This is a genomic window from Anabaena azotica SJ-1 (genome assembly GCF_047275885.1).
Classification (GTDB): Bacteria; Cyanobacteriota; Cyanobacteriia; order Cyanobacteriales; family Nostocaceae; genus Trichormus_B; species Trichormus_B azotica_A.
In genome coordinates, this window is record NZ_CP178454.1 from 656469 (window position 1) to 679416 (window position 22948).

Below are 22948 nucleotides of genomic sequence, written 5' to 3' on the forward strand. Positions count from 1 at the left end.
TTTGTTGTATTATAAATTGCCTTTTAATTAATATCGAATAATATGAATGAAATTTATACAACTGATGTCTTAGTTGTGGGAGGAGGAACAGGTGGAACTGCGGCCGCTATCCAAGCAGCACGCAGAGGCGCTAAAACTATCCTCGTGAGCGAATTTCCCTGGTTAGGTGGAATGTTAACATCTGCTGGCGTATCTGCTCCTGATGGCAATGAATTAAAATCTTTTCAAACAGGCTTATGGGGTGCATTTATCCAAGAATTACGCCACCGACAACCGGGAGGACTAGATAATAGTTGGGTCAGCTTTTTTAGTTATGATCCGCGTATAGGTGCAGAAATTTTTGCAGACTGGGTAAAGGAATTACCTAATTTACAATGGATATCAGGAAAAGTTCCGTTAGAAGTCTTGCATCAGGGCGACTGTATTACAGGTGTACGCTTTGCAGATTTCACCGTCAATGCCAAAATTATTCTTGATGGTACAGAATTAGGCGATTTATTAGCTTTAGGAGAAGTACCTTACCGTTGGGGTTGGGAACTAAAGTCAGAGTGGGGAGAACCTAGCGCACCAGAAAGTTTTAACTCGCTTACCGAACAATACCCGATTCAAGCACCGACTTGGGTAGTGGTAATGGAAGATTTTGGGGAAAGTATCGCCCCAGAAATACCAATAGCGCCTAATTATGACCCATCCTTGTTTACGGGCGCTTGGGATGATTATGGGGCAGAAAAATTTTTAAACTATGGACGTTTGCCAGGAAATCGGTTTATGATCAACTGGCCTATTTGTGGCAACGACTACGGTCAAGATGTCGGGCGTTTGATAAAGTCAAATATAGCAAGACGTGAGTTTACCCAAGAATGTTTCTGGCATAGTCAAAACTTTGCCCATTTTATCCAAACTCACCTTGGTAGACGCTACGGTTTAGCACAAGGAGTTTTTCCTAGTCTCTCTCCAGCTTTTGCACTTCATCCCTATTTTCGGGAAAGTCGCCGCTTAGAGGGACTCATTACTGTCTGTGAGCAGGATATCCTGCCGTTAGCAGGTGGTAGAGTTGCAGCTAAGTTTGAAGATGCGATCGCAGTTGGTAACTACGCCAATGACCATCATTATCCTGGTGTCAAGTTCTCACTGCAACCCAAATCTATTCGCTGGGGAGGACGTTGGACTGGAACACCCTTTACCATTCCCTATCGTTGTCTAATTCCTAAGTCTACAGATGGTTTGCTGGTCTGTGAGAAAAATATTTCTGTGTCCCATATTGCTAATGGGGCTACCAGACTGCAACCTGTAGTGATGGGTATTGGTCAAGCAGCGGGTATGGCTGCTGCTCTCTGTTGTGAGTTAAACTGTCAGCCCAGGGATTTACCCGTGAGGATGCTGCAAACAGCTTTATTAACAGATGAGCAATGTCCAACAGCAATTGTTCCCTTGTTCAATTTACCAATCAATCATCCAGAGTGGTTAGACTGGCAAATTCATTATTTAGATAACTCAGAAACCTATCCCACCAGTGGAAATTGTCCTTGTTTATCGGTTGAACCGTGTGATTACTCGAATCTTGATTGTTTCATAGGCATTTTTAATCGTCTAGACCAACAAGACTACAGGTTTACTATCACAAACTCAACTGAATTATCACCGAGAACTTGGCAAGTTGTGACTTTGGGATCATGTATTGATGAGCAACTGCAACTCCTAACCCAAAATCAAAAGCTTACTGTCTGGGGTCGTGTAAATTTATCTGGTAATTGGCTACTTGTCGAACATATCGACGAAGTATCAAATTGATTTTCTTGCAGTTAAATACAATACTTTTTTATAAATTGTCCGGATCATTAGATAAAAGCTAAGTATCAGTGAAGTAGAGAGTTCTAAAATAGACATCTACTATGCGTGCTGCCATTTCACTTTTAGTATCGAGTCTGGTATTCGGCTCCTTAGCTTTTAACTACGACGCAATGTTCACTAGCCTTTCTCATTTGCTGATTGCTAATTCTGGTTCAGGAAAGCTGCTTGCAGACAATTCCAAACCCGGTCCTAACCAACCAGAACAGCCAGCACCTCATCGCGGTAGTGGACGTAAGGAGTCCATAGAATTTCTCCTAAACATCAATTCTGCCGTTTAACACCCCTTGGGTCAAACTGCTTTTAGGAGAATTTCTTGCCAGAACAAGAATCAATTTACCGGAATAATCGGGTGTCCCACATCCTGGACACAATCGGTCGGACAGAAACAAAGACAGTTAAAGCACTACACAACTCAACAACCTTTCCAAATGTTATTTTCTTTGACAGAGATATAGACAGTTAAGCACTACACAACTCAACAACCGTCCTGTAGTTTCATCTTCTCTGACAGAGATCAAGACAGTTAATGCACTACACAACTAACTGGAGTTTAGTATTTCTTCAAAACATCCGGTAATTGCAAAAACCTAGCCTTGTATTAGTGATCCAGTTACTCATCACTGAGATATAAGTGCTAACCTATCTGAAAAGTTGATGCGATACCAAGTTGGATAGTTACAGCATTTTCCAGTATTTAGACCACACTCCTGTTGATGTATTTTTTTCTTTGTGCCTACTCTTCTCTATGTCTACGGTACGCTATGCAGTCAGCGAGCTATAGACGCACGCAGGGCTTGACGATCCGCTACGCTAACGAAATCGTGAAGTGCCATTATGTCTAGGCGCGAAAAAATATATGGTTAATCTACCTGAAAATCGCTGTAGCTAGGCGTGATTAAACCAAAATATATCAAATCTTGTGAAGGAAACGGAGAATGGTTACAGGGCAAGGGTTTTCCCCTTTCCCCCGTTATTTTTAATCCTTTGGAATTCCCATTTTCCTTTTTTGACTGACAAGAAATTTGATGTTGGTGTACTGCTGGTAGCTATATCAGTCAGCGGACGGCCGTTTACAACTCTTGTCAGATCAGGATGATATTGGCAACGGCTATCATCTATAATTAAGCTGGTTTATGAGCAATAAAATACTTGCTCAAAAAGTATATTTGCGTTTTAATATGCTCAAACCCGGCTTTCTCCAAACGCTCTACCAAATCATCAGCAGTGTAATTCTTGTAGTAAGGTTCATGGAAGGTTTTTGGGAAATTGTTGATTATTAATTCCATTTCCGGTGAATCACTCAATTGAATCGAGTCACAAATAATAAAAGTTCCTCCTGGTTTTGTTACTCGGAAGCATTGCTCAATAACCGTTTGACGCACAGACGCTGGTAACTCATGAAAGAGAAAAACAGACGTTACTGCATGAAAATAGTCATCTAGATAAGGCAACTCTTCGGCGTTGGCTTGTAGAAGTTGTGGCAATTCCACTGGATTTTGAGATAATAGCTCATTGGCTTTCCGCAAATAAGCTGGTGATAAATCAGTCCCGAATAAAGAAGCTTGAGGTAAAACGGCTCGAATCATTTTTAGAGTCCGACCAGTTCCACAAGCTATATCTAAAATTCGGATTTGTTTTTGTGGAAGAGATGGGAATTTTGCTAATCCCCGTTTCAGGGGAGCGAGAATACGTCGCCGCATGGCATCAGCTGAACCACCAAACAAAATTTCTACCTGTAAGTCATACAAATTGGCTGACAGGTCGCTTAAATAACCGTTAGTTTGGTGATGAAAATTCTGCACATAGTAGCTGGGATAGCCTTCTTGATCTATTTCTGGTGAAAACTCTTGCAGGCGATTTCTAGTGCTTCGCTCCCAGATTAGGGGCAAATCTAGCCATATTAATGGATAGTAGCGGAAAAAGTCTTCCCAAGGATGATCAAATAATAAACTGTGGGGATATATTCCTATTTCTGCATCCTGCCAGTCTGTTTCTAGCAGCTGGTTTAATCTGTTTTGCAGTTTGAGTATTAACTCTTGCGGGATGCCTTGGCTCACTGGTAATAGTGTGGGATGCACTAGCTTCCTTAACTGTGAGGTTAGGGTGTTGTGAGCAAGACTGAAATAATTCTTTCCCTGTTGAATGCTCTGATAGGTTAGCTTTGTTAAAATGTCAGACATGAAAAATAAATTAAATTTTATTACACTTAATTATTTTATTTGAATAAAAATAAAGAATAAAGAATTTTTACAAGAAAAATTCCTATTTTTAGCTATGGGATATCAAAGCCTTGATATTCAGTGGTAATTTTCTGGCTTTTCATCATAATTCTGGAGACTGCGATCGCTCAATTGTAACTTTTTATGACGAAATTACAATTTCGTAGCTTATGATACAGAATTTTAGTTATTATAAATATGTGAAAGAAAATAAATTCTATTACTAAAAAATAGAGAGGACTAAAGCTATGACTATTCAAGAAAAATCTCGTGCATTAATGGTTCGTCAACATCAGCAAGTTAAAAACCGTCAACAATCTATGCTGATGCGTGCTGCACAGGAACTCGGTCTTCCCGAAGAAATATCTCACTATTGGAATCCCATTCAAGGGAAGATAGATCCTACCACTCAGACCCTTTATAGTCGCAGTAATGCAGCAATGAGCTAGAGAAAGGCAGGGAAGCAGGGGAGCAGAGGGGCAGAGAAGAATAAGATAATTGTTTTTTGCCCAATGCCAAATGCCCTGCATTTTACTGTTAGAAAAAAACCACCCTTGAGGGTGGCTTAAAATTTACTATTTTTACTGAATTGCGATTAGCAATCGTAATATAAGAAGAATTCGTAGGGATGAGGACGCAACTGCATCTGCTTCACTTCGTTAGCTAGTTTGTAGTCAATCCAGTTTTGAATGAAATCTTCTGAGAATACGCCAGTTTCGGTTAAGAAAGCGTGGTCATTTTCTAGTGCTTCCAAAGCTAGTTCTAAAGAACCTGGTGTAGAAGGAATCTTAGCTAGTTCTTCTGGAGAAAGTTCATAGATATTCTTATCTAAGGGTTCACCAGGATGAATCTTGTTCTTGATACCGTCAATACCAGCGCAAAGCATGGCTGCGAAGGCTAAGTAAGGGTTAGAAGTGGCATCAGGACAACGGAACTCCAATCGCTTGGCTTTGGGGTTGTCTCCAGACAGAGGAATCCGCACAGAAGCAGAACGGTTTCCTTGGGAGTAAGCCAAGTTTACTGGTGCTTCATAACCTGGGACGAGGCGCTTGTAAGAGTTTGTAGTGGGGTTTGTGATTCCCAATAATGCGGGAGCGTGTTTGAGGATACCACCGATGTAGTAGAGTCCCATTTCGCTCATGCCAGCATATTTGTCACCTGCAAATAGGGGTTGACCACCCTTCCAAATTGATTGGTGACAGTGCATACCAGAACCGTTATCACCAAAAATGGGTTTGGGCATGAAAGTAACGGTTTTGCCGTATTTTCTAGCCACGTTCTTGATAACGTATTTGTAGGTCATCAACCAGTCAGCAGCTTCGATTAACTTACCGAATTTGAAACCGAGTTCGCACTGACCACCAGTTGCAACTTCATGGTGTTGTTTTTCAATGGGTACGCCACAAGCTGCCATTGTTAACAACATTTCTGTCCGAATATCTTGGAAGGTATCGGTTGGAGGAACTGGGAAGTAACCTTCTTTGAAGCGTGTTTTGTAACCCAGGTTAGGACCATCCACTTCGCCGTTTTTACCCTTTCTACCGGTGTTCCAACGGCCTTCTACAGAGTCTACATGATAGTAGCCTTCGTTGGCGGTTTGGTCGTAGCGGACATCATCAAAGATGAAGAATTCAGCTTCTGGACCGAAAAAGGCTGTGTCACCGAGTCCTGTGGAAGCTAGATAATCTATTGCTTTTTGGGCAATTACACGGGGGCAACGGTTGTACCATTCGCCTGTTCTTGGTTCTTTAATGCTACAAATAATACTTAGAGTTGGCTCTTTCATGAATGGGTCGATCCAAGCTGTGTTGGGATCTAAGACCATTGTCATGTCAGATTCTTCGATGCCTTTCCAACCCCGAATACTGGAACCGTCGAAGGGTACACCACTGGAGAAGGAACTTTCATCAATTTGGTCATGGTACACAGTCAAGTGCTGCCATGTACCTGGTGTATCTATGAATTTCAGATCGATCATCTGAATTTTTTGGTCCCGAATCATCTTCAAGACTTCTTGTGGGGTTGTCATTGTTACTCCTTGTGTACCCAATTTCCTAAGTTAAGACCAGACTTTGCCAAAATATCCTCACCCTGTGACGCTAACCCAAGTTGTGACACACCACCTGGAATATCGTAATTAGTTGACTTGAGACAAGTTTGTGGTTTTTGTTACAGATTGTCTGGATTACAGGTTATATTAACCTTTCTTTTTTAATCTGCACAAAACAAGAAACTTCATCTTAACGGGGTCAACTTTGGCATAGAATCCTTTAAGTAGTGGTATGGATAGTTTTGTGCCGTATCTATTTTATGCAGTTTATGCAGATGGCACAAAATTTGATTGAGTCAGGTAGGGTGGGGCGCACCCAAACTCAAGCTTGAGGAGGTGTCTGTGAGGACACGCTATGCTCTTTAAGTCCGGGAGTGATTCACGGCTAGAGCAGCCCAAGAATCTCACCTCTAAAAGTTGTGAGAACGTCAATGGTGCATAACTGCAACCAAATTAATATCAAATCATAGATAGCAACGATTGGGAGAAAAGGAATGCGCGATGCAGTTACAACTTTAATTAAGAATTATGACGTAACCGGAAGATATTTTGACCGGAATGCGATCGATAGCCTCAAGTCTTACTTTGAAACTGGTACGGCAAGAGTACAAGCGGCGGCGGCGATTAATTCTAATGCGGCGGCTATTGTTAAGCAAGCTGGTGCGAAGTTATTTGAAGAACTACCAGAATTGATTCGTCCTGGTGGCAATGCTTATACAACTCGTCGGTTTGCTGCTTGTTTGCGTGATATGGACTATTACTTGCGCTATGCTACTTATGCGCTGGTGGCTGGTAATATGAATGTGTTGGATGAGCGTGTGTTGCAAGGGTTACGGGAAACTTATAATTCTTTGGGTGTCCCTATTGGTTCAACTGTTCAAGGTATCCAGATTATGAAGGGCATTGTTAGGGAGCAAGTTGCAGCGGCTGGTGTTGCTAATACTGCTTTTGTTGAGGAGCCTTTTGACCATATCACTCGTGAGTTGAGTGAACAGGATGTTTAAAAGCGAAAGGCAGAAGGCAGGGGGCAGAAGGCAGAAGGCTTGAATGCCTTGTTTGTCATTTTGTTTTCACTGTCTGTTGATGTCTGCTATTTTGCGCTAATTAATTTTAGATATCAAAAGATTATTGCGATCGCACTTTGGCTGTTTGGACAAGGTGCGTTTTTTTAATGTCAGAATCAGGATGTCCAGGATTTAAGGATTTACAGGATTTTGATTTTCAAGATGAGTGCGATCGCACTTTGGCTGTTTGGACAAGGTGCGTTTTTTTAATGTCAGAATCAGGATGTCCTGGATTTGAGGATTTACAGGATTTTGATTTTCAAGATGAGTGCGATTGCACTTTGGTTGTTTGGACAAGGTGCGTTTTTTTAATGTCAGAATCAGGATGTCCTGGATTTGAGGATTTACAGGATTTTGATTTTCAAGATGAGTGCGATCGCACTTTGGCTGTTTTTAGCAAGGTGCGTTTTTTTAATGTCAGAATCAGGATGTCCAGGATTTAAGGATTTACAGGATTTTGATTTTCCAGATGATGGCGATCGCACTTTGGCTGTTTGGACAAGGTGCGTATACTTTTTTTTATGTAAATAACCGTTTGTTGACTAACAAATGTACTTAGTAGTATAAAAGTGAAGGCACACAAATACTTTTATAGGCAGTTTTATATGGTATATCCTCTTATTACATCACTTATTGGGGTATTAGTTAAACCATTAGGAGAGAAAGCAGTAAACAAATTAAGTCGCAATCAGAACATTTTAAAACTTTTAAAAACATCTAATTTAAAACCAGATACCCCACCTAATAATTTTGAGGGTGTTTATGCCTACACTTTAATTGAGTATGATGTAGATAAACCAGAAGCTATTTTAAAGTTATTTGGCCAACAAGAAATTATAGAAGAATTTAAGCAAGCATGGAGTCAAGATAGAGAATTTAATCTCCAAAAGTTAGATGATTATATTGAAAGTTATGCTATTGGTGATGAAATTAAAAAGCAGATTATCAATTATCATGAGGAATTAAAGGAAGAATTTAGGAAATTTAACCAGTTATTTCTTGAAATGGCCAAACGTCCTAGATCAGTAACAGAAATTTTACAAGATAAGAAAATAGATAAATTACAAAGTAGTGTAGAAGAAATTAAACAACTTTTAACACCTGGGGAAATTGCCAGAGAAACTGAATTAGCTAGACAATTAAAACAATGGTTTCAAACACTGGGTTATAAATTTGAAATTTACGAAGTCTTAGAAAAAGAATATTTTGAATGGATTATCAATATTCCTCAACGACGAGGATATGACCGGATTTTGATTCACGGAGTCGAAGCAGAAGCGGGAATTAATGATATTAATGTAATAAAACAAGCTGTAGAAACTCACAAAACTGATGAAGGTTGGATAGTTGCACCGCGTCGAGTTAGTAAATTAGCCAGAACAGAAGTTGAAAAATCTGAAAATAGCCATATTTTTTGTTATTCATTTGATGAATTAATCGAAAATGATGCTGATTTTAGTGGTTATTTTGAATGGTTAGAAAATGAAGTTACCAGCAGAGGAATTGATCAATATTATGTTCCCTTGGCTTGTACCAAAGAAGAAATTAATCCCCAAACTAAACAGCGGCTTGGGATTAATCATTATGGTAAAGATGACGATTGGATTGAAGGTTGCATTAATCAATGGTTAGATGATCCAGTTAAAGAACATTTATCTGTTTTAGGGGAATTTGGTACAGGTAAAACTTGGTTTGCTTTCCATTATGCTTGGTTGGCTTTACAGAAATATTTAGAAGCAAAAAAGAAAGGTACTGAAAGACCGCGTATTCCTTTAGTGATTCCTTTAAGAGATTATGCCAAAGCGGTGAGTATTGAATCTCTATTTTCTGAATTCTTTTTCCGTAAACATCAAATTGGTTTATCGGGATATTCTGCCTTTGAACAACTTAACCGCATGGGGAAATTATTATTAATTTTTGATGGTTTTGACGAAATGGCCGCACGAGTAGACCGTCAAGCGATGATTAATAATTTCTGGGAGTTAGCAAAAGTTGTAGGAACAGAAGGAACGAAAGCAATTTTAACTTGTCGGACGGAACATTTCCCCGAAGCATTAGAAGGACGCACACTTTTAAATGCCGAATTACAAGCTTCTACTAAAAATTTAACTGGAGAAACGCCCCAATTTGAAGTTTTAGAATTAGAAAAACTTAATGATGAACAAATTCAACAGGTACTTGAATTTAAAGCTAAACCAGAAACCGTTGCTAGTGTAATTAACAATCAACAATTATTAGACTTAGCACGTCGTCCGGTGATGATTGATTTAATTATGGAAGCATTACCGGATATTGAAGCTGGTAAACCTGTGGATATTTCCCGTGTTTATCTCTATGCAGTGCGGCACAAAATGGAACGAGATATTAAAGCTGACCGCACTTTTACCTCAATGGCAGATAAATTATATTTCCTGTGTGAATTATCTTGGGAAATGCTGTCAACTGACAAAATGAGTTTAAATTATAAAGAATTTCCTGACAAAATTCGGCGTTGTTTTGGCAAAGCAGTAGAAGAACAAAAAGATTTAGATCATTGGCATTATGACATGATGGGGCAAACCATGTTAATTAGAAATGCTGATGGTGATTATTATCCTGCTCATCGGTCATTATTAGAGTTTTTTGTTTCTTATAAATTGGGACGAGAATTAGGGATTTTAGCAGCAGATTTTCAGGAAGTTGGGGAAGTTCTTCCCTACGACCAGGAAAAAATAGATTTAAGTCAAACTTTTGGGAAAACTCTATTAGCTAAAGCCGTGTTAGATTTAATGTTTCCCATGTTATCAACAACGGCAAATCAACGGTTATTAGAAGTAGTTAAAGCCACCAAAGGTAAAATTGAAACAATCGCAGGTTACTGTGGTAGTAATGCAGTACAGTTGATACTCAAAGGTAGTCGTTTGGCTTTAGAAAAACAGGATTTGAGTGAGACAGTTATACCTGGTGTAAATTTTGGTTTGGCTAGTTTGTATAATGTCAACTTGACGGGAGCAAATTTAACAGATGCTTTTTTTGCTAAGGCATTAGGATCAGTTTATTCTGTTGCTTTTAGTCCAGATGGAAAATATCTGGTTACAGGAGATAGTGACGGTAGAGTTCAAATTTGGAATGCTGTAACAGGACGGGAACTATTGAAATTTTCAGGTCATGGCAGTTGGGTTAAATCAGTAGCTTGGAGTGGAGATGGTCTGACCTTGGCTAGTGGTAGTATTGACAAGACTGTGAAACTGTGGGATGTCCAGACTGGTGACTGTGTGCGGACTCTAGAGGGTCATAGCAGTATGGTTAACTCAATAGCCTGGAGTAGAGATGGTCTAACCTTGGCAAGTGGTAGTGATGATCAAACGGTGAAACTGTGGGATGTCCAGACTGGTGACTGTGCGCGGACTCTAGAGGGTCATGGCAGTATGGTTAACTCAGTAGCCTGGAGTGGAGATGGTCTGACCTTGGCGAGTGGTAGTGATGATCAAACGGTGAAACTGTGGGATGTCCAGACTGGTGACTGTGTGCGGACTCTAGAAGGTCATGGCAGTTGGGTTTTGTCAGTAGCCTGGAGTGGAGATGGTCTGACCTTAGCTAGTAGTAGTGATGATAAAACGGTGAAACTGTGGGATGTCCAGACTGCTGACTGTGTGCAGACTCTAGAGGGTCATGGCAGTTGGGTTTGGTCAGTAGCCTGGAGTGGAGATGGTCTGACCTTGGCTAGTGGTAGTCTTGATAAGACGGTGAAACTGTGGGATGTCCAGACTGGTGACTGTGTGCGGACTCTAGAGGGTCATAGCAGTACGGTTAGGTCAGTAGCCTGGAGTGGAGATGGTCTGACCTTGGCGAGTGGTAGTGATGATCAAACGGTGAAACTGTGGGATGTCCAGACTGGTGACTGTATCGCTACCTTCGACCATAGGTTATATGCAGGGTTGAAGATTCAGGGGGTGAAGGGGTTAAGCCGTGCGGAAATATCAACTTTGAAGGCGTTGGGGGCTGTGGAGTGACTGTACACTAAAACTATGAGTCACTGATCAGTTGCTAGGTATTAAATTATGGAAGAAATATTAACTCTCAAAAACCTACTCCTACAAGGTGATTTTCAAGGTGCATTAACAATAGTTGAAGAATTAGAAGAAATGAGTCGCAATGATATTATCAAAACCATTCGCAGTTATGCAGTTATTGTACTCATTCACTTAATTAAACAACAAGCCGAAAATCGCTCTACTCGTTCTTGGGAAGTTTCAATTAGAAACTCTGTCCGGGAAATTCAACGAGAAAATAAACGTCGTAAATCTGGAGTTTATTATCTGACCAAGGAGGAACTTTTAGAAACTTTAGAAGAAGCTTATTTAAACGCTATTGATGAAGCTTCCCTAGAAGTCAAAGAGGGACTTTATGAAGCAGAGGAATTAGAGAAACTGGTTAATAAATTAGAAATTATCAATCATGCTTTAGATTTAATACTACAAGACAATTAACAAAAATTAATGAAACAAAGATTAGATACTCTATTGGTAGATTTGGGTTTATCTCCTTCCCGTCAACAAGCACAACGCCTAATTCAAGCTGGGGAAGTAATGGTAAACCAAACAGTAATTGATAAATCTGGAACAGAAGTTGATATTACCGCACAAATTCAAGTTAAAGAACGTCCTCCTTTTGTTTCTCGTGGCGGTGAAAAACTGTCTAAGGCTTTAAACTTTTTTGTAATTTCTGTAACTGGACGTATTTGTTTAGATGGGGGAATTTCCACCGGTGGTTTTACAGATTGTTTATTACAAGCTGGTGCAATTCAAGTTTATGGAATTGATGTTGGTTACGGACAAGTTGATTGGAAAATCAGAACTGATGAACGGGTGATTTTAAAAGAACGCACTAATTTACGTCAATTACAACCAGAGGAATTATATCCTGAAAATGCAACGCTGCCTGATTTAGCTGTGGTGGATGTTTCGTTTATTTCTTTAACTAAAGTTTTACCTGCGGTGTGGCGTTTGACTCAATTTCCCAAAGAAGCAGTTTTATTAGTCAAGCCTCAGTTTGAAGTGGGAAAAAACCGAGTTGGTAAAAAAGGTGTGGTGCGTGATCCAAAAGATCATGCTGAGGCGATTTTGCAAGTATTAAAAACAGCTTTAGATTTAGGTTGGAAATATAAGGGTTTAACTTGGTCGCCGATAACTGGTCCGGCGGGAAATATTGAATATCTTTTATGGTTAAATATGGAAGGTGAAATAACATCACCTGAGTTAGATTTCATTGAGGAAATGACTAAATCAGCAGTTGCAGATTTCCGTTAGAGAAAATCACCAGAAATTTGATATAGCGGTTTTTGGTTGAGTGAGATACAAGAACCCCACCCCCAACCCCCTCCCCGCAAGCGATGAGGGGGCTATGATATATTTCATTCACGTGCATACTGCTATAGAGTTGGTAATTAGTTTTTCCAATCACCAATTACCAATCACCAATCACCAATTACCCCAAAAATTTCACAGGTCGTAGATTAAACACTCTAAGGCTTCTGGATACATCTCGCAGTATTCTTCTAAAGATGTTTGACGATGTTGTGCCTGTTTTTGATGTGCTTTTTCTGCTTGTAATTCTTCCACAATATCCCAAGCTACTGCACAATTGGGTGAGTTCATGCCATTTTCTTCACAGGTAGCACGAGCTTCAACAATTGCATCCAGAATTGCTTCTTCAATGGTTTTGGAGCTATTTTTGTTGAAATTAATAGCAGAAACTCCGTTCACAATTGTCATGATACTTTTACCGTTTTGAAGTGAGATAAAGATATCTGGAGCTTACACTTTTGGAGTTGAGAAGAATGTTAGTTATTAACCTTATTCTGATGCTATTGTCATAGCATTTATAGAAAAAAATAGTGTTGTGGATGTACAGCAGCGTAGTTAGGAGGTACAACATCTAAATTCAAATCTATACACAAAGCCAGTTTTACTCCTGACTCCTAAATTCTGTTGTAAGTAGGTGAACAGAAAAAATTAAAGGTGTGTGAATAACAGTAAAATCGCTCAAAACTCTCTTCCTGTTCCCTGTTCCCTGTTCCCTGTTCCCTGTTCCCTTGCCCCAACGACAATTTTTAACGCCCACCTACTTATCTATCTTTCAAACATTCCCAAATTTACCCCCTAATTCTTCCCGTAACCGATACAAAATGGTATTTTTATCAACTTGGGACAAAATCTCTTGAATAACGGTATTAGCACCTAATTGTCCCCAGGTGCAGCCTTTTTCTAAATATACCTGTGCGGCTTTACCGACCATGTAAGAACCATAACCAGCAATACCAGCTTGAGCAATACCTCCAGTGAGTTTCGCTAACACACCGCCAGCAGTCATGTTGAGGGGGTTATCACCACTTGCGATCGCCACTGTAGTATTACCTAAACCCAACATTAAACTACTACCTATTTCTCCCAGTAGTAAACCACCAGAACTAAATAGAATCGTTTTTAATAAGTTAGTAGCTTCATAGCTAGTCATGGGTAAACTATACAATTTAGCTAAGGAACGAATTAAAGCTAAATCGGTAACTGCACCACCAATAATATCCAACACAGGAATGGGATTTAACCCGACAGCCAGGGCTTTATACTTGGTAAACTTCCAAATGATATCTTCCGCTTCGTGTTGACGGAAATCAATGGTTTTTTCAGCTATAGTGGCTTCTGCGTCTCGCGCTTGAATCAGTGCATTTAACGCCAATAGCGATCGCCCTTCTCGATTTAGTATATTCAGAATAGTTTGCTTGAGTTCATCTACCTGGGGTGGTGGTGTTTCCCATTCATAACTTACATTCCCATCCGGGTATTCTATCCTTACTTCCATCGGTGCAGGTTCAGCCGCTACCATCACAATCTCATCAGGTAATAACGGTTTATTATGCAAATTTCCTGCGCCCAATTGTTGTAAATTATTGTAAATAGCCTTTCTATCTATTTCAGGGTACAAATCAATTTTATTAAACACCAAAATTAGGGGTTTTTGGGCTTGTCGTAATTCTAGCAACCCTTGATACTCAGTTCGGGTGATATCTCCAGACACCACAAACAAAATTAAATCAGCTTGACGCGCTACATCTCGTGCCATTTGCGCCCGTGCTTCACCCTCAATTTCATCCAAGCCAGGAGTATCAATTAATTCTACAAGTACCTTTCCTCCTGGTTTCCAACGCACAGAACGAGGCCATTGAGTTACACCATTGAGAGGTCCAGTTTGAAGAATTTTTTCCCCTAATAAAGAATTCAAAACCGCAGACTTTCCCCGACTCACCAAACCAAACGCCGCTATTCTCACCACGTTAGAATCCAGCTTGTTGAGTGTGGCTGTTAACGTTTCTATTTCTGGTTTTACCAAACCAGCCAATTCTGGTTTTGAGGATAACTGTCCTGACTTGCGGAGATAACCATACCAAGATATCGCTTGTCTAAGACTAGCACGGGCGCGGTTTAAATGAGTTTCTTGCAGATTACGGACTGCGTTAGGTTGAGACAAGGCAGAAAAAAAATGGGTTACATATCCATTTATAGCAGTTGCCAGGAAGATTAGGACATCAGCTGTTCATGTTCATTCTTCCAGAAATTGGGAAAGGGATAAGATGTAGAATTTTTCTCTTTAACTTTTTCCCTTCCCTTGGAAAAATTACTTTTGCAGAAAGTCAATTAATAAAACTGAGATTCAAACAGACTTTCTAGCATTTAACTTGCTATGTATCCAAATCTTTGCTTATCTGACGGTTTGGAGAATGTGAAGAAAATTGCAAAATCTCTATTTAGAATAGAGGACTGTGTTCAGTATCCCAACATTTATTAGCTTCCCAAATTCTACCAGAATCTTCGCATTTTCTTGAATTTTCTATCCAAGGAATTGACGTAGGATGGTATGAAGTTTCTAAATAATTGGTGCTTAGAGAGGAATTGAATCCAATCAATTTTAGACTTAGTATACCAAAAGTACAGATAGGTAAACTAAGCAGTAATACGGAGATGACCATATAGCCGTTGTTAAACAACTCTCTACGCTGATTGAATGAGCGTTTCTTGCTGTTTCTTACAGCTTTATTGCGATCGTGTAAGAACATAGATGATACTTTTACCCTTTTTTACCCTTTTAACCCTGAGAAAAAGAAATTAGATTTCTTTTCTAATGAGGTTTATTATTAAGGATTTTTACTAGAAAGTCAAAATAAAAAATACAATTCATTTAAGCACTTATTCAATATAAATATATTTTATACTCATTACTTTTAAGTAATTTCCTAAAAATGCCGTAGTAAGTCTATGTTAGACATAATTAAATTCTATGCTTAGTAACATCATCCAATTTATCACTTACGAAGTAATACTTATAAAAATTTAGTTGCCATTATTACCGTGAAAAATCATAAATTCACCTCTAAGTATTTATCTAAGAGGGAGTATTGCTAAAAATCTAAAAAAGCCTGTGCCTCTGATCTTCCCAAGTCAGTACATATATACTATAATAACTTTATAGCGTCCACTCTCTAAAAGCCTTCTGGAAGATGGATTCAATGGATAGTTCTATGATGAAGCATTACATTCTCAATCTTAATCCAACTGCCAAGCACGAATGGGACCGATACATATTACGTGACCCACTAACAGCAAAACGCCCAGACATTGCCAAATTAATTGCCGAAGCAGTGGGTGCAGATACAGGCAGTTATTTGGTGAGTGTAAAGATTGAAGTCACCGTCTTAGAGGAAGCAGCAGTACCACCAGTGGAACAACTTTCGCTGCCATTTCCAGAAGTTAATATTAATTCATCGAGGCGAGAAGCAGCGTAAATTTAGTATGAATCAACAAGCAGGGGATAAAGTGTAAAGTATGGAATAGTTGACACCTTGTTCAATAAGCACTTAGACAGAATTAATAACACAGATTGTCTTCCTGTTCCCTATTCCCTATTCCCTATTCCCTCTTTTCTTTTCATTGTACATTGTTCGCTAATAAATGCAGTAATTTACTAATCTGCTGATTAATAGTTGTTACATCAAAACGCAAGCTGGCACTAATTCGGGCATTTTGAGCAATAATTTCAGTTTTGTGAGAATCCTGAACACAGCTATTAATCACCTCTGCTAATTCCTGTGGGTTTCCTGGTGTGACTAAAAAACCATTTATTTCATGTTCCACTAATTCCATTACCCCTCCAGCTTTAGCAGCAACCACAGGTTTACCACAAAGCATAGCTTCAACAATAACTCTACCAAAAGGTTCAGGGGCTGTTGATGTATGTGCCACCAAATCACAAGCTGTCATTAATTGGGGAATATCAGCGCGAAATCCTAAAAATTTTACCCTATCTTCTAATCCCAAAGAAGTAACTTTTTGGTGTAAATCTTTTACGTAATCTTGTTCACCAAATAAAGCATCGCCCACTAAAATTGCTGTGACATTTTCTGGACAATTGACAAGTGCATTAATTAAAATGTGCTGACCTTTCCAAGGTGATAAACGGCTGAAATGCCCAATTATAAATTTATCTTCTAAATTTAATTCTTGTTTTATTTTTATACCACTTTGTACAGAGATTTGATAATTATGCAATTCAAAACCATTATAGACAACTTCAATAATATTTGATTTTCCTCCAGCTTCTAAAAATGCCTGTTTACTAGCTTGAGAATTAGCAATTACTAAGGAAGCAAACTGATTAATTAACGTAATAGCGACACGCAAATTAGTTTTGCTAAAATGTTCTATAGAGAGAATATCGTGTAAATGATAAACTAAAGGACAACGAGATAAAAAACTTGCAATAGCACCCACAACCAAGGCTTTTTGAGTATTAGCGTAAATTAAATCATATTTCTTGGCACGTTGCACTACTTGATTAATTAGGGGGATGAGTTGACCTAAACTCCCTAATGCTGCCAACAAACCACTATCTTTATTAACTTTAATAGCTTGAGTTGCTAAAATTTCTACAGGTATTTGATGCTGCTGTAGTAATTTTCTAAAATCACCATCTGCAAATAACCCTACAAGAGAACTATCTGCATAGGGTTTAGCAATATCTATTAAACATAACTCAGCGCCACCTGGTTTACCACTTTGATCCAAAAACAAAATTTTCATGTTCCAATGCTTTAATTTGTGTTTATCTGTATTTATCGGCGCTAAATTTCTAATTTTTTTCAGCTAAAATAACTTGCCTTACTTTTTGAGCAATATTAGTCCAATCATAATTTTGAACTGTGTAATAGCGGCATTCTTCTCTAGTAGGTAAAGGAATTTTTTCTAACATTGCTAGTTCTAATTTTTCGGCGATACTTTCAATCGTGATGGAATCAGTAATTAAATCTGGTGAAAATCCTTGTAAAATTTCCGGCATTCCTCCTACTGGTGTACATAAAACTGGAGTACCACAGGCTAAAGATTCAAGAATTGCTAATCCAAAACCTTCAAAAGATTGACTAGGCATTACAGTTAAATTAGCAGCTTGATAAGCTATTGGTAAATCTTCATCTGGTAAAAATCCTAAGAATTTAACGTTATTTTCTAGTCCTAATTCTAGAACTTGTTGTTGGAGCATTTCTTGAAGATGACCACGACCAGCTATAGCTAACCAAATATCAGGAATTCTCGGTTTAATAATCGCTAATGCGTGTAATAATTTATCAATTCCCATGCGATGTACTAAACGGCGAGATGTGAATAATATCGGTCGATTAGTCGGCCAATTTAGTTTTAGTCTTGCATCTTCACGAGAGCAATTATTTTGAAAGTGATGAATATCAACTCCACCAGGTATAACATTAATTTTACTCCAAGGAATTTGATATCTTTGATGTAAAATATTACCAAAAGCTTGACTCAAAACTATAAAGCGATCGCATCGGTTATAAGTATTTTTTTCTATCAACTGCCATTTCAGCCAAATACTAAGTTTCTGGTCTACCACTTCTTCTTGACTTTCAGAAGCCCAAGGCCCATGAAAATTAAAAGTAACTGGTACATCTTTAGGTAAAAGATCCATAATGGGAAAGCTATATAATGCAAAATGTAGATTAATAGCGTCTGGTTTCTCCAATCTACTTTTCTGGAAATTGGTGCGAATTGACCACAATCTTTGCCAAATAGGACTATCTGGATCAGCTAAATTAGTTAGCTTAATAGGTATATTTTTGGCTTCACTGGGTAAACCCACACCACATAACTCTACCTGATCTTGATTATCTGCTAATTTATGAGTTAGTTCATGAATATACCTTTCCAATCCTCCTGGGGTTTTGGGAAACCAGCCAGTTCCCAAGGTGAGGATAGATGCAGAACTTGATTCATAATTTTTTTTGTTACCTTCCACCTAATTATCTCCTCTAAGGAATTGAGTTTGCTTCCACACTAAAATCATTTTTTTTAGTTTCAGTCCTTAATTACTATTATTGAGAGGTTGAAATTCTCAACACTGTATTTATTTAGTATTTTGGTTTGATCACTTATTCCTTGATGTACAAGCCCTCAGATTTATCCGTGGAATTAATCCAAAAGCCAAAATCGGATCACCTGATACAATTTATGATCAAAAACATCACTTGATTAAACTGTAAATCCGGTTAAAAAATCATTAATCAGTCTAGTTTTTAATAAATTATTTTTATATATCGTAAATTTACTTGGATAAGTTGGTGTGATTTATAACAAATTTAATTAGTTTACTATTTTTTTACTCATAATAAATGTTACTTTTCATCATTGATTAAAAAAAAGGAGAATCACTGGGATAGAGGCTGAAGATTTTCTTTTTACGTCTATAATTCTCTATTTACTTTCTAGGATTCAGAATTTTCTGCATAATTATATCTACCTAGAGGGGTAATTTTTGATAAATATTGTATTTGAATTTACTTAGATAATATTTCTTGTTACAGTTTTTCATCCAAATCAAACTTTGGTCTTGATTAATAATAGCTGTGTTAAAAAAATATATTTTCTTTATAAAGTTTTGATGAAAAAATATAATTAACAACATTTATTTGTTAGGTTATTGATGTCTGATACAGATGCATATACCAATTCTCCATTACATATAACAATCCCACTTACCCTACATTCTGTAATTAGTTGGGAATTGTGCAATATATCGAAATAGAACAACCATAAGTTTACCAGTAATGATAATTGCCAATATGCAATCAGAGCAATTATATGAAAAATAGATTCATTCCCCAAATTAAAAATATCGGTGACAAGCTGAATCAAATCATCAAGAATTTAATTCAGAGTAGATATGGGCGCACAAAAATAGCCTTCAATATTTTACTCGGTCTAACTTGTGGATTAATGGTGACATTCGTGGGTATGACAATGGACTCAGCCACGACGAAAACCACTACAGCACCTGCATTCACTTATAAAACTTCTTGGCTTGGTAATACTGTCGGCAAAGGTAAATTACGAGTCCAAAATAATGTGGAGGCAATGTATGTAACAAAAAATGGTGAAATTTATACTAATAGTTATTGGGATGAAGCTGGAGGAGAAGCAGGAATATATAAAGATGGTAAGGTTATCGGTTTTCTAGAAGATATTCATGGCTGGAATCGTCTCGGCGGTAAAGCAGTAACAGCCAATAGCAAATATATTTATATTGCTATGTCCCAAAGTGGAATGAATAATGGAAAAGACGGTTATCCACCAGAAGGTAAAATTTGGTATTGTGTCAGACGTTATAATCTAGCAGGAAAACCAGTACCTTTTCCGGCAGGTAATGGTTGGGATAAAAGTATGTTAATTACCAGTGAAAAGAATGAAGTAACTGGATTAGCAACTGTAGGTGATAAATTATTTGTTAGTAATGCTGATGCCAACATTGTGCGAATTTACAATACTGAAACAATGCTGGAGATAGGCAAATTTACTGTTACCAATCCTGGAGGAATAGCTATTGATCTACAAGGAGATTTGTGGATTATTCAAACTAAGAAAGGTAATACAGTTGGCAAGATTGTTCATTATTCTCAAACAGGAAAAAAATTACCGCAACAAATTGTAGATGTGGTTGATCCAACAGCGATCGCAACTTACAAACAAGACAGGTTATTAGTAGCAGAAAATGGCATCCGTCAACAAGTGCTAATTTACAATATCAAAAATCAGCCTATACAAGTAGGAACATTGGGAGCTAAAAATGGTATTTATAGTGGCGTTTCTGGTGAAGTTCAAAGTTTAAAATTCTATGGAATTACAGGAGTTGGTACAGACAGCAAAGACAATATATATATAAACAACAATGGTTTTAATAAATCAGGTACAGATTTAAGAAAATTTTCCGCATCGGGACAACAACAATGGCAATTACTGGGTTTAATATTTGTAGATAATGCAGATACTGACCCCAAAAGTGATGGTGTAGATGTATTCACCAAGCATGAAAAATACTCGATAGATTATAGTAAACCATCTGGCAAACAATGGACTTATAAAGCCTACACACTTAATCCTTTTAAATATCCTCAAGATCCTCGTTTACATACATCCCCAGATGGGCCTATTTTCCGTCGTATTCAAGGGAAGCCTTTTTTATTCCTCACAGATATGTTTGGTAGCTTACTGCAAATTTATCGTTTTCAACCAACTACAGATGGTAATATTGCTGTTCCTGCGGGGCTATTTGTGGGAACTAATGATCAAGGTAAATCCATTTCTGGTAATTGGCCTCCCTATCAACCAGTCAAAGGTGAATGGATTTGGCGAGATAAAAATGGTAATGGAGCATTTGATCAAAATGAATATGACAGCAGTGAAGATTATCCCTACATCGGTGGTTGGTGGGTAGATACTAAAGGTGATGTTTGGAAAACTTTGCGAACTGAAGATGGGATTCGTCATTATCCTTTACAGGGATTAGATAGTAAAGGAAACCCCATTTATACTTATAATTCAATGCAAAAACACAAAACTCCTAGTGTGTTTAAAGATTTGCGGCGAATTGAGTATTTTCCTGAAACAGATACTATGTATTTGTCAGGTTTTACTGTAGATCATCCAGCTTCTGGTGATGACACTGGAGTTGTTGGATCAGAAATTGCCAGGTTTGATAATTGGAGTAAAGGAAATCGCACTCCTAAATGGCGGACTGTAGTTCCTTATGATTCCACTGGGAAGCGTGAAGTTTCGACTGCGGCCATGAGTGTAGCTGGTGATTATGTGTTTGCGGTGACAGTGAAAACCGCGGAGGTATATGTCTATAAAGCTGCTACAGGTAAATTTGTACGTAAGTTCAGTCCTGGGCCAGAAGTTGGTGGAGAAAGTGGCTGGGTTGATATCCCCCACGGTATCCGGGCTTTTCGCCGTGCTAATGGTGAATACTTAGTGTTTGCAGAGGAAAATATGAACGGAAAGGTAATCATTTATCGTTTTTCAATGTGAAGAAACAAATTCCTAAAATTCACTAAAAAATTTGAAGCTGTAGGGGTTTAGCATTGTTAAACCCCTATTTAAGATTTTTTATACATTGTTCATGTCCACAAGATCAGCAAAATATCAATAATATAGCAGGAGTCAGAAATCAGAGGTAAAACCATTTTGTAGTCTGAATTTCACCATTAATTCATGTCCTAATCACCCTGTCTAGTGCTATATTAATTTTTATATTCACTGCTGGATCAATACAATTAGATTTTTATATAAGTAGAAAATAACTCCTGAGTTACTGCTGATTTATTCTTCATATTAATAGAGCAAATTCACACAAAAAATAAATACGCGAGGCTATATTTAATTATGATAAAAATAAATGCTTTTTGCAGTTTAAATATGATTTCATGAGTCAGAATAAATGCTTATTTAGGGGAATTTTAAGTTGAATTTAAAAAATGTACGGCTTCAATTAGTATTTTCAACTTATTAAATAGAAAAAACAAATGGATAAAACTAGTCTGATTAAATTAGAAAAACTCATCCCCAAGGATTTGTTAAACCAAATGCAATATATTCATGCAAATTTACTCTCCAAATGGATTTTACGTTGGGGAAGTCAGCCATTAAAATTTAGTCAAAAATCAGCAATGGTTTTTTCTCCCCATCAAGATGATGAAACCTTGGGTTGTGGTGGAATGATTGCCCAAAAAAGGGAGCAAGGACTATCTGTAGTTGTCACTTTTTTAACAGATGGACGAGGTTCTCACGGTTCAGACACAAATATTCAAAATCAAATTATTCAGATTCGTAAACAAGAATCCTTAAATGCGTTAGGTATTTTGGGAGTCCAGCCTTCAGAAATTCACTTTTTAGATAAACCAGATGGTACTTTACCAGATTTAAAAGCAGAGGAAAGAGAACAAACAATTGAACAGATTTCTGAATTGCTAAAGCGTTATCAACCAGGGGAAGTTTATGTTCCTCATCATAAAGATTGTCATAAAGATCATGAGGCAACATTTTACTTGGTTAAGGAAGCGATCGCACAAGCTAAAATAACAGTAGAACTCCTACAGTATCCAATTTGGGTATTCTGGAGAGCGCCCTTATTTATTCTTTTGAAATTACAGGATATTACAGCAGCTTATCGGTTATCAATTACCACAGTACAAGAGAAAAAAAATCAAGCGATCGCCGCCTATCCTTCCCAAATTCAGACCCTACCTAGTGGCTTTATCAACCGATTTTTAAATTCACCAGAAATCTTCTTTAAATCTGAACCTTAGTTCCTACAAATTTATTTGAGAATTCAATCAAGGTGAAATATCTAGTAATAAGCATCATGATATTTGTTAAAAATAATTGCTG

The 22948-nt window shown here is 37.9% G+C and carries 16 protein-coding genes and 1 pseudogene; 11 read left to right on the forward strand and 6 right to left on the reverse strand.

Going from position 1 to position 22948, the window contains the following annotated elements; genetic code table 11:
• Positions 1 to 42: 42 nt before the first annotated feature.
• A complete protein-coding gene (locus tag ACLLO5_RS02840) occupies positions 43 to 1791 on the forward strand; it encodes an FAD-dependent oxidoreductase (RefSeq protein ID WP_413173972.1) in 1749 nt (582 codons plus the stop codon).
• A gap of 101 nt (positions 1792 to 1892) precedes the next feature.
• The gene (patX, locus tag ACLLO5_RS02845) at positions 1893 to 2129 is read left to right on the forward strand and encodes a heterocyst-inhibiting protein PatX (protein WP_413173973.1); all 237 of its coding nucleotides are present in this window, start codon (positions 1893 to 1895) and stop codon (positions 2127 to 2129) included.
• Between the two features lie 843 nt (positions 2130 to 2972).
• Here the strand turns inward: patX and ACLLO5_RS02850 are convergent.
• Complete coding sequence (locus ACLLO5_RS02850) at positions 2973 to 4031, reverse strand: class I SAM-dependent methyltransferase (RefSeq protein ID WP_413173974.1); 1059 nt, start codon at positions 4029 to 4031, stop codon at positions 2973 to 2975.
• A gap of 287 nt (positions 4032 to 4318) precedes the next feature.
• Here ACLLO5_RS02850 and ACLLO5_RS02855 point away from each other — a divergent pair, with 287 nt between their 5' ends.
• On the forward strand, positions 4319 to 4519 hold the full coding sequence (locus ACLLO5_RS02855; RefSeq protein WP_413173975.1) for a hypothetical protein: 201 nt from the start codon (positions 4319 to 4321) through the stop codon (positions 4517 to 4519).
• 146 nt (positions 4520 to 4665) lie between these two features.
• On the opposite strand, the gene glnA is transcribed toward ACLLO5_RS02855, so the two are convergent.
• Entirely contained in the window at positions 4666 to 6099 is a 1434-nt protein-coding gene (glnA, locus tag ACLLO5_RS02860) for a type I glutamate--ammonia ligase (protein WP_413173976.1), read from the reverse strand.
• 515 nt (positions 6100 to 6614) lie between these two features.
• Here glnA and apcB point away from each other — a divergent pair.
• The 5 genes and pseudogenes from apcB to ACLLO5_RS02885 all read left to right on the forward strand — a co-directional run bounded on the left by apcB (position 6615) and on the right by ACLLO5_RS02885 (position 12472).
• Entirely contained in the window at positions 6615 to 7124 is a 510-nt protein-coding gene (gene apcB, locus ACLLO5_RS02865; protein ID WP_413173977.1) for an allophycocyanin subunit beta, read from the forward strand.
• A gap of 167 nt (positions 7125 to 7291) precedes the next feature.
• Positions 7292 to 7627, forward strand: coding sequence for a hypothetical protein (locus tag ACLLO5_RS02870; protein ID WP_413173978.1), 336 nt, complete (start codon positions 7292 to 7294; stop codon positions 7625 to 7627).
• A 231-nt stretch (positions 7628 to 7858) separates the two neighbouring features.
• Positions 7859 to 11083, forward strand: a pseudogene (locus tag ACLLO5_RS02875) (WD40 repeat domain-containing protein); the annotation flags it as partial.
• Positions 11084 to 11224: 141 nt separating this feature from the next.
• Positions 11225 to 11653: a DUF29 family protein gene (locus ACLLO5_RS02880; RefSeq protein ID WP_413173979.1), complete on the forward strand. Its 429-nt coding sequence runs from the start codon at positions 11225 to 11227 to the stop codon at positions 11651 to 11653.
• 9 nt (positions 11654 to 11662) lie between these two features.
• Positions 11663 to 12472: a TlyA family RNA methyltransferase gene (locus ACLLO5_RS02885; RefSeq protein ID WP_413173980.1), complete on the forward strand. Its 810-nt coding sequence runs from the start codon at positions 11663 to 11665 to the stop codon at positions 12470 to 12472.
• 192 nt (positions 12473 to 12664) lie between these two features.
• On the opposite strand, the gene ACLLO5_RS02890 is transcribed toward ACLLO5_RS02885, so the two are convergent.
• Positions 12665 to 12937: a Calvin cycle protein CP12 gene (locus tag ACLLO5_RS02890; protein ID WP_413173981.1), complete on the reverse strand. Its 273-nt coding sequence runs from the start codon at positions 12935 to 12937 to the stop codon at positions 12665 to 12667.
• A gap of 364 nt (positions 12938 to 13301) precedes the next feature.
• A complete protein-coding gene (locus ACLLO5_RS02895; protein ID WP_413173982.1) occupies positions 13302 to 14690 on the reverse strand; it encodes a DUF697 domain-containing protein in 1389 nt (462 codons plus the stop codon).
• Positions 14691 to 15738: 1048 nt separating this feature from the next.
• On the opposite strand from ACLLO5_RS02895, the gene ACLLO5_RS02900 reads away from it, so the two are divergent.
• Positions 15739 to 16002, forward strand: a complete 264-nt coding sequence (locus tag ACLLO5_RS02900) for a hypothetical protein (protein ID WP_413175997.1) — start codon at positions 15739 to 15741, stop codon at positions 16000 to 16002.
• A gap of 142 nt (positions 16003 to 16144) precedes the next feature.
• On the opposite strand, the gene ACLLO5_RS02905 is transcribed toward ACLLO5_RS02900, so the two are convergent.
• Positions 16145 to 17296, reverse strand: coding sequence for a glycosyltransferase family 4 protein (locus tag ACLLO5_RS02905; protein ID WP_413173983.1), 1152 nt, complete (start codon positions 17294 to 17296; stop codon positions 16145 to 16147).
• 49 nt (positions 17297 to 17345) lie between these two features.
• Positions 17346 to 18524 carry a glycosyltransferase family 4 protein gene (locus ACLLO5_RS02910; protein ID WP_413173984.1) on the reverse strand — a complete coding sequence of 393 codons (1179 nt, stop codon included), beginning with the start codon at positions 18522 to 18524 and terminating at the stop codon, positions 17346 to 17348.
• Between the two features lie 842 nt (positions 18525 to 19366).
• Between ACLLO5_RS02910 and ACLLO5_RS02915 the strand changes: the two genes are divergently transcribed.
• Positions 19367 to 21589, forward strand: coding sequence for a hypothetical protein (locus ACLLO5_RS02915; RefSeq protein ID WP_413173985.1), 2223 nt, complete (start codon positions 19367 to 19369; stop codon positions 21587 to 21589).
• A 494-nt stretch (positions 21590 to 22083) separates the two neighbouring features.
• On the forward strand, positions 22084 to 22866 hold the full coding sequence (locus ACLLO5_RS02920; RefSeq protein WP_413173986.1) for a PIG-L deacetylase family protein: 783 nt from the start codon (positions 22084 to 22086) through the stop codon (positions 22864 to 22866).
• Positions 22867 to 22948: the final 82 nt, after the last annotated feature.

Excerpts from the sequence above, each read along its gene's own strand:
- ACLLO5_RS02885 (WP_413173980.1), top strand. The coding sequence starts at position 11,663 with ATGAAACAAAGATTAGATACTCTATTGGTAGATTTGGGTTTATCTCCT.
- ACLLO5_RS02855 (WP_413173975.1), top strand. The coding sequence starts at position 4,319 with ATGACTATTCAAGAAAAATCTCGTGCATTAATGGTTCGTCAACATCAG.
- patX (WP_413173973.1), top strand. The coding sequence starts at position 1,893 with ATGCGTGCTGCCATTTCACTTTTAGTATCGAGTCTGGTATTCGGCTCC.
- ACLLO5_RS02905 (WP_413173983.1), bottom strand. The coding sequence starts at position 17,296 with ATGAAAATTTTGTTTTTGGATCAAAGTGGTAAACCAGGTGGCGCTGAG.
- ACLLO5_RS02840 (WP_413173972.1), top strand. The coding sequence starts at position 43 with ATGAATGAAATTTATACAACTGATGTCTTAGTTGTGGGAGGAGGAACA.
- apcB (WP_413173977.1), top strand. The coding sequence starts at position 6,615 with ATGCGCGATGCAGTTACAACTTTAATTAAGAATTATGACGTAACCGGA.
- ACLLO5_RS02890 (WP_413173981.1), bottom strand. The coding sequence starts at position 12,937 with ATGACAATTGTGAACGGAGTTTCTGCTATTAATTTCAACAAAAATAGC.
- ACLLO5_RS02915 (WP_413173985.1), top strand. The coding sequence starts at position 19,367 with ATGAAAAATAGATTCATTCCCCAAATTAAAAATATCGGTGACAAGCTG.
- ACLLO5_RS02900 (WP_413175997.1), top strand. The coding sequence starts at position 15,739 with ATGATGAAGCATTACATTCTCAATCTTAATCCAACTGCCAAGCACGAA.
- ACLLO5_RS02870 (WP_413173978.1), top strand. The coding sequence starts at position 7,292 with ATGTCAGAATCAGGATGTCCAGGATTTAAGGATTTACAGGATTTTGAT.
- glnA (WP_413173976.1), bottom strand. The coding sequence starts at position 6,099 with ATGACAACCCCACAAGAAGTCTTGAAGATGATTCGGGACCAAAAAATT.
- ACLLO5_RS02880 (WP_413173979.1), top strand. The coding sequence starts at position 11,225 with ATGGAAGAAATATTAACTCTCAAAAACCTACTCCTACAAGGTGATTTT.
- ACLLO5_RS02920 (WP_413173986.1), top strand. The coding sequence starts at position 22,084 with ATGGATAAAACTAGTCTGATTAAATTAGAAAAACTCATCCCCAAGGAT.
- ACLLO5_RS02850 (WP_413173974.1), bottom strand. The coding sequence starts at position 4,031 with ATGTCTGACATTTTAACAAAGCTAACCTATCAGAGCATTCAACAGGGA.